Below are 6,666 nucleotides of genomic sequence, written 5' to 3' on the forward strand. Positions count from 1 at the left end.
CGATCTGCCCGCCTCGCCGCCGAGCGCGACCGCGACGGCGCTCGCGAGGCGGAACTCCTCGCCGCGCTGGAGGCCGCGCGATCGGAGCTCGCCGGCCTGCGCGCGCGCCTGGTGGAGGCGGAGACCCTCGGAGAGGGCCGGCGCGTCGAGGCGGACGCGGCGCGGTGTGCCGCCGAGGAGCTGCGCGCCGCCGTCCACCACGCCGAGACCGGACGCGGGCAGGCCGTCGCCGACCGCGACCGGATCCAGGCCCGCGTCCGCGAGGTCGAGGAGCGCAACGCACGGCTCACGCGCTCCACCGGCGAGATGCACGCCGCCCTCCGGGCGCTCGCCGCCGAACGGGACGCCGCCCGCGCGGAGGCCGACCGCGCCCGCCGCCGGGTCGACGCGCTCACTCGCCCGCCGGAGCACCCGGCCCGGCGCCTCGCCGACCTGGAGCCGCCGACCGGCGTGCACTCACTCGACGGCCATCACCCGCCGGCGCGGGCAGAACCCCACACGGGGAGGTGACGGCGCCGTCAACGCGAGTGGCCCGGCCCGGTCGCCGCGCCGTGTCCGGGCGGTGCCGCGGCCGGTCCGACACGCGCGCGGAGCTGGGCGGTGTAGTCGAGCGCGCCCGCGTGCACCGCCGCGTGGACGGCCCGCGCGATCCGCGCGCCCCACACCGACCTCGGCCCCGCGAACGGCTCCGCCTCGCCGGAGGTCACCGGAGCCGCGACGCAGATGGCGTCCGACGCCGTACCCGTGCAGGGGTATCCCGCCTCCAGGAGCGCCTGCGTCTTCGCCTCGGTCGCCGTGACGACCGCGTTGACCAGCGCTCCGTCGGTCAGCGGCACGGGCACCGCCACGACGATGTTGACGGTTCCCGGACGGGCCTGGGGCGGGCCTTGGGACGAGCGGCGCGGTGGGGTGCGCAGCGGGCTTCGGGACGGGACGCCGCCCGTCCCGTCGAGGCGGATCGGTGCCAGCTCGGGATCCGGTACCCCCGCGGGGGACGCCGCCCACGTCGGCACGCGCAGCCCGACCGTCGCCGACACGCGCACGCCCTCGTCGTCGCGCCGCACGGTCCGCTCGACGGACGCGGCGGTCAGCATGCCGACTCCGGGCCCCTCCAGCCCGAGCGAGGCGGCCAGCTCGCCGAGGTGCGCGACCGGGTCGGTCCGCGAGTAGGCTCCCGCGACCTGCGCGTTCAGTACCCAGCCCGCCGGGCCGATCCCGCCGCCGAGCATCGCGGACGACACCGCCCGATGCGGCCCGTCCACCCGCCACACGGTCGACGCGAGCCGCGCGCCGTCCTCCTCGCGCCAGACCAGCTCCACGTTCACGGGCGCTCCAAGGACAGAAGGGGACGGCCGTCCGGGCCGGGCGTGACCCGCACGCGCGCACCGAAGTGCTCCTCGATCGCCTCGCGGGACAGGACCTCGCCGGGCGTTCCCGCCGCCGCGACGCGCCCGCCCGAGATGAGCACGAGGTCGTCGGCGTACTGCCCCGCCAACGTCAGGTCATGGATCGTCGTCACCACGGTCAGCTCGTCGGACAGCCGCAGCTGGTCGACCAGCTCCATCACCTGCTGCTGGTGGCCGATGTCCAGCGCGGTGGTGGGCTCGTCCAACAACAAGACGGACGTCTGCTGCGCCAGCGCGCGCGCCAGCACCACACGCTGCTTTTCACCACCCGACAGGTGGTCCAAGGGACGTCCTGCGAGACCGGTCAGATCCAACCTGTCCAGGACCTCCGCCACCACGGCCCGATCGTGCACACTCTCCCGTCCCAGATGGGGGATGTAGGGGGAACGCCCCAGCAGCGTGTAGTCGAACACCGTCATCCCCACGGGGAGGTTCGGGCTCTGCGGCGCGTAGGCGACCAGCCGTGCCCGCTGCCGCGGCTTCAGCGCCGCGAGGTCCGCGCCCGCCACCGTGATCTCGCCGTCCGAGGGAAGCACCCCGAGGACGGCGCGCAGCAGCGTCGACTTCCCGGCCCCGTTCGGACCGATCACCGCCGTCCACGACCCCGCCGGGACCTCCAGCGACACGTCCCGGAGGACGGGCCGTCCACCCAGCCGGACGTGCAGCCCCCGCACCCTGACCGTCACGCCTCCACCTGCCGGCGGCTCGCCCTCAGCACCGCGACGAAGAACGGCCCGCCCACGAACGCCGTCACGACCCCGAGCGGCAGCTCTCCGGGCGCGATCACCGTCCGCGCCACCAGGTCCGTGACCTCCAGGAACGCCGCCCCGCCGAGCAGCGACAGCGGCAGCACCACCCGGTAGGACCCGCCCGCCAGCCGCCGCACCGCGTGCGGCACCACGATCCCGACGAACCCGATGAGCCCGCTCACCGCCACCGCGCACGCCGTCGCCAGCGACGCCGCCACCAGCACCGTCAGCCGTACCCGCGGCGCCGACAGCCCCAGCGAGGCCGCCTCCTCGTCGCCGACGCTGAGCACGTCCAGCAGCCGCCCGTGCACCAGGAGGACCACCGTCGACACCAGCGCGTACGGTCCCACCAGCGCGAGCTGATGCCAGTCCGCCGACCCGACCCCGCCGAGGATCCACGAGAAGATCCGCTGCAGTTCCTCCGCCTTCATCTGCTGGAGGAACGTCTGTACCGCCGCGAGGAACGACGACACCGCCACCCCGGCCAGGACCAGTGTCGCCGCGCCGTTCCCCTGTGCCGCCGTATGGCCGAGGACGTAGGCCATCACGACCCCGAGGACCGCCCCGGCGAACGCCGCCAGCGGCACCCCGTACTCGGGATTGCCGGGCATCACCACGATCACCAGCGTGGCGCCGACCCCGGCCCCCGCCGCGGCGCCCAGCAGGTACGGATCGGCCAGCGGATTGCGGAACACCCCCTGGTACCCGGCCCCCGCGAGGGCGAGCAGACCGCCCACCAGAGCCGCCATCAGCACCCTGGGCACCCGCAGTTCGAACAGGACGTTCGTCTCGACCGTGCTGAGACCGGAGTCCACGTGCACGAACGGAACCCGATCGACCAGCGCCTTGACGACCCCGGCCACCGGGAGATCCGCCGCCCCCACCAGTACTCCGGCGAGCAGGCTCGCGGCGAGCAACCCGAGCGCCACGCCGAGCGGCAGCACTCGCAACCGTCCGTGCGCGCCCCGCTCCGCGAGGCCCCGCCCGCGCTCGTCCCTCGGAACGTTCCCAGTCGCGCCGGTCACTTCCGGGAAGTCCCTCGATCGTCCCCCGAGTACGGCGGGCTTCGAGGGGACGCCCTGCCGGTGGGGTTCTTTCGCGTCGCGAGCGCTCTCCGTGCTCCGGGAGTTCCCCGAGGCGTCCTCCTGCGAGTTGTGCCCGGCCCCTCGTGGGTCTTGCGAGGAGTCAGCGGCCTTCCCGCTCGCGGCGGTGGCGTCCGCGCGGTCCGCGGATCCCTGTCGGCCCGCTCCGGCCGTTTCCGGGCCGTCCGGCACCGGGCGGGCGTCGTCCTCCGCGGACGACGATGGCCCGTTCCTGGGGCCTTCCGAATCCGGGCGGGAAGGAGCGCTCACAAGCGGGGGTCTCTCAGAGACCGGTTCACGACTTCTGCACCGCCTCGCCGATCACCTTGACGAACTCGGGCAGGCGCGGGCCCCAGCGGGAGGCGATGTCGTCGTCGAGCGAGATCACGCCCTGGTTCTTGAGCGCCTTCATGTCCTGCCAGCCGGGCCTCTTGGCGACCGCGCCCGCGTTCTGGGCGCAGCACTTGGTGTCGGCCAGGAAGACCAGGTCGGGGTCCTGCTTGACGAGGTACTCGCGGGAGAGTTGCGGGTATCCGCCGGCGGCCTTCTCCGCCTGGTCCGCGACGTTGCGCAGGCCGAACAGCCCGTACACCTGACCCACGAACGTCTTGGACGTCACGGTGTGGAACTGGTTGTCGAGCTCGTGGTAGTAGCTGCGTCCCTTGCCCTTGGCGGACGCGGCGACCGTCTGCTGGATGCGCGTGCGCATGTCGTCGGTGACCTTCTTGGCCTCGGTGGCGTGCCCGGTGGCCAGGCCGAGGTCGCCGATCTCGTCATAGGCGTCGTCCAGCCTGGCCGCCGCCGGCTCCAGCAGGACGGGGACCTTCACCTTCTGCAGCGCCTTGACGATGCCGTTCATGTCATCGGACAGCACGACGAGGTCCGGCTTGTAATCGATGATCGCCTCGGCGTTCGGCTTGAATCCGGACAGCTTGGTCCGCGGCGCGTTCGCGGGGAAGGTGGAGTAGTCGTCCACGGCGACGACCTGCGGACCCGCGCCGATGGCGAAGAGCGTCTCGGTGTGCGTGGGGGAGAGCGACACGATCCGCTTCGGCCGCTCCGGCACGCTCACCGCGCCGTTGGCGGCCTGGACCGTGACGGCCGCGCCACCGGACCCCTTGTCGCCCTTCCCGCCGTCGTCTCCGCCGCAGGCGGCGGCGAGCGTCACGGCTCCGAGGGCGATGGCCGCGCCGAGGGCACGTACGGGTCTCACGGGAACCTCCTGGGCTGCCGGGAAGCCGCGGCCCGCCGAAGGACGGATCGCCCTTCCACGAGGTCGAGTGTCGTCATGCGCGCGCGGAGGCGACCTGGCTCGGCCACTCGGAGAGGGGCACCACAGTTGCGGGACAGCGCCGGGTTCACACCGGACTTCGCTCCAGGGCGCGCTGAACTGCAACTTATCAGCCGATGAATCCCGGTCCGTCTCCAGTTGCGGAGTGAGTACTCACTCCCTTCTTGACGGAGTGAGCACTCACTCCGTACGCTGTCGGCATGGACGCCCCACCGAACCGCCGGCGCGCTCCGGGGATGAGCCCGCAGCAGCGCCGAGAAATGATCATCCGTACCGCGTTGCCGCTGGTCGCCGAGGACGGCGCCGCCGTGACCACCGGCCGCATCGCCCGCGCCGCCGGGATCGGCGAGGCGACGATCTTCCGGGTGTTCGCCGACAAGGACGAGCTGCTGGACGCCTGTGTCGCCGAGGCGCTGCGCACCGACCACGTGCTCGCGGAGATCGCCGCGATTCCGCTGGATCAGCCGCTGACGGCCCGGCTCGCGGAGGCCGCGGCGGCGTTCGAGGCCTACCTCGCCCGCATGGGCATGGTCATCGGCGCGCTGCACGCCACCGGGCGCGGTGGGCGTGGGCGCCATGGCGGCGGCGACCACGCCGACGGGGGCCTCGACCGTGAGACGGCGATGAACCGCACCCGCGACGCCCTCGCGGAGCTCTTCGAACCCGAACGCGATCGGTTGCGCCTGCCCGTCGAGCAGGTGGCGACCTTGTTCATGGGGCTGCTGTTCAGCCGTTCCCGCCCGGCGAGCGGCCCGGACGCCGACGTCCCGTCCCTTGAGGAGTACCTAGACGTCTTCCTGCACGGCGCGCTCGACGAGGAATCCGCATGATCACCTTGAACCACGCCATCGTGACCGCCGCCGACAACGACGAGGCCGCCCGCTTCTTCGCCGCCGTCATGGGCCTGGAGCACACCGGCCCGCATCCGCACGCCCGGCACTTCATCCCGATCAGGGTGAACGACGCGCTCACCCTCGACTTCATGTCGGTCGCCCACCCCCAGGGTCACCACTTGGCCTTCGACGTGGACGCCGTCACCTTCGACTCGATCGTGGACCGTCTGGACGCCAGGGAGACTCCCTACGGCGACCACCCCGCCCACCCCGACAACGGAAAGATCGACACCGCTCACCCCCTCGGCTCCCGAGGCCTCTATTTCTCTGACCCGAGCGGCAACCTGTACGAGCTAATCTCCCCTGACCCCCCCAAAAACACCCAACCCCCATTTTCCAGCCCCCACAAATCCACCCCGCTAGGCAGCGCTGCTTCTCTGACCCGAGCGGCAACTTGTAGGGCGCATCTCTCCGTGACCATCCGCAGAAACGCCTCACCCGCAACCTCTCGCCCCACAAAACAGTCCTCACCAAGCCCGCCACACGACGCGCGACGAGCCCTACAGGCCGCCGCCCCAGGACCCCATGAACGTTTTCAAACAGCATCCGTGGTGCGGGCGATCACAGCATGATCGCGGACGGTGTGGCGGCCCTGAAACGTGAAGAAGCCCTGGTAGGACGGGTGATCTCTCACAACCCACCGCCCCCACCAGAGGCTTCACATGCTTTTCTATCGTTCTTCGCTGCCGTTGTCGCGTCAGACCCTGCAGTACGTCGCGATCGACCGGGTGCGGGCCGACCGGCCCTTTTACTCGGGCAAGCACAAGACGCACGGCATGAATCTGCGGGTCATCGCCTTCCCGGACGGGACCATCGTGTGGGTGTCGGGACCACTGTCCGGCTCCGTCCACGACCTGAAGGCCGCCCGGATCTGGGGCCTGGTCCGTGCGCTGGCCGCCTCCGGGATGCTCGTACTGGCCGACAAGGGCTACGACGGTGCCGGACCGCACGTCAAGACCCCCTGCAAGGGTAAGGACAAGCCCGAGTCCTGCAAAGACGCCAACCGCTCCCACGCCCGGCTCCGCGGGCCCGGCGAACGAGCCAACGCCCAGCTGAAAAGCTGGAAGATCCTGGCCAAGCTACGTTGGTGCCCGTACCGGGCCGGTCACCTGGCCAAGGCCATCCACGTCCTCCAGAACCGTCAGTGAACCCTTTTCATCCTCGGGTGCTGTGGGTGACGCGGTGGTTTTGTAGGACGGCGATGGCTTTGACGATGTGGCCGGTCTTGCTCGGGCTGCAGCGCAG

General features: G+C 71.8%; 6 protein-coding genes and 2 pseudogenes. 4 read left to right on the forward strand and 4 right to left on the reverse strand.

Annotation, left to right across the window (positions count from 1 at the left end; all coding sequences use genetic code 11):
- Positions 1-510: pseudogene (locus E1291_RS42740) on the forward strand (hypothetical protein); the annotation flags it as partial.
- Between the two features lie 8 nt (positions 511-518).
- Here E1291_RS42740 and E1291_RS37385 read toward each other — a convergent pair.
- The 4 genes from E1291_RS37385 to E1291_RS37400 form a co-directional block, all read right to left on the reverse strand.
- Positions 519-1,319: an adenosylcobinamide amidohydrolase gene (locus tag E1291_RS37385; protein ID WP_131742781.1), complete on the reverse strand. Its 801-nt coding sequence runs from the start codon at positions 1,317-1,319 to the stop codon at positions 519-521.
- A gap of 2 nt (positions 1,320-1,321) precedes the next feature.
- Positions 1,322-2,092, reverse strand: a complete 771-nt coding sequence (locus tag E1291_RS37390) for an ABC transporter ATP-binding protein (RefSeq protein ID WP_131742778.1) — start codon at positions 2,090-2,092, stop codon at positions 1,322-1,324.
- Positions 2,089-3,105 (reverse strand): FecCD family ABC transporter permease, encoded by a 1,017-nt coding sequence (locus E1291_RS37395; RefSeq protein WP_131742780.1) that lies wholly within the window; start codon positions 3,103-3,105, stop codon positions 2,089-2,091. Before E1291_RS37395 ends, E1291_RS37390 begins: the two co-directional genes overlap by 4 nt.
- A gap of 427 nt (positions 3,106-3,532) precedes the next feature.
- Complete coding sequence (locus E1291_RS37400) at positions 3,533-4,450, reverse strand: ABC transporter substrate-binding protein (RefSeq protein WP_131742779.1); 918 nt, start codon at positions 4,448-4,450, stop codon at positions 3,533-3,535.
- Between the two features lie 278 nt (positions 4,451-4,728).
- Between E1291_RS37400 and E1291_RS37405 the strand changes: the two genes are divergently transcribed.
- From E1291_RS37405 to E1291_RS37415, 3 genes and pseudogenes are all read left to right on the forward strand, one after another.
- Positions 4,729-5,358, forward strand: a complete 630-nt coding sequence (locus tag E1291_RS37405; RefSeq protein ID WP_242614621.1) for a TetR/AcrR family transcriptional regulator — start codon at positions 4,729-4,731, stop codon at positions 5,356-5,358.
- Positions 5,355-5,993 carry a VOC family protein gene (locus tag E1291_RS43540; RefSeq protein ID WP_207401144.1) on the forward strand — a complete coding sequence of 213 codons (639 nt, stop codon included), beginning with the start codon at positions 5,355-5,357 and terminating at the stop codon, positions 5,991-5,993. The genes E1291_RS37405 and E1291_RS43540 overlap by 4 nt, the downstream gene beginning before the upstream one ends.
- Before the next feature lie 141 nt (positions 5,994-6,134).
- Positions 6,135-6,569: pseudogene (locus tag E1291_RS37415) on the forward strand (transposase family protein); the annotation flags it as partial.
- Positions 6,570-6,666: the final 97 nt, after the last annotated feature.

This window comes from Actinomadura roseirufa, from assembly GCF_900659635.1.
Taxonomy (GTDB): Bacteria; Actinomycetota; Actinomycetes; order Streptosporangiales; family Streptosporangiaceae; genus Spirillospora; species Spirillospora roseirufa.

Bases quoted from the DNA above. Each gene is read 5' to 3' on its own strand.
- E1291_RS37405 (WP_242614621.1), top strand. From the start codon at position 4,729: ATGGACGCCCCACCGAACCGCCGGCGCGCTCCGGGGATGAGCCCGCAG.
- E1291_RS43540 (WP_207401144.1), top strand. From the start codon at position 5,355: ATGATCACCTTGAACCACGCCATCGTGACCGCCGCCGACAACGACGAG.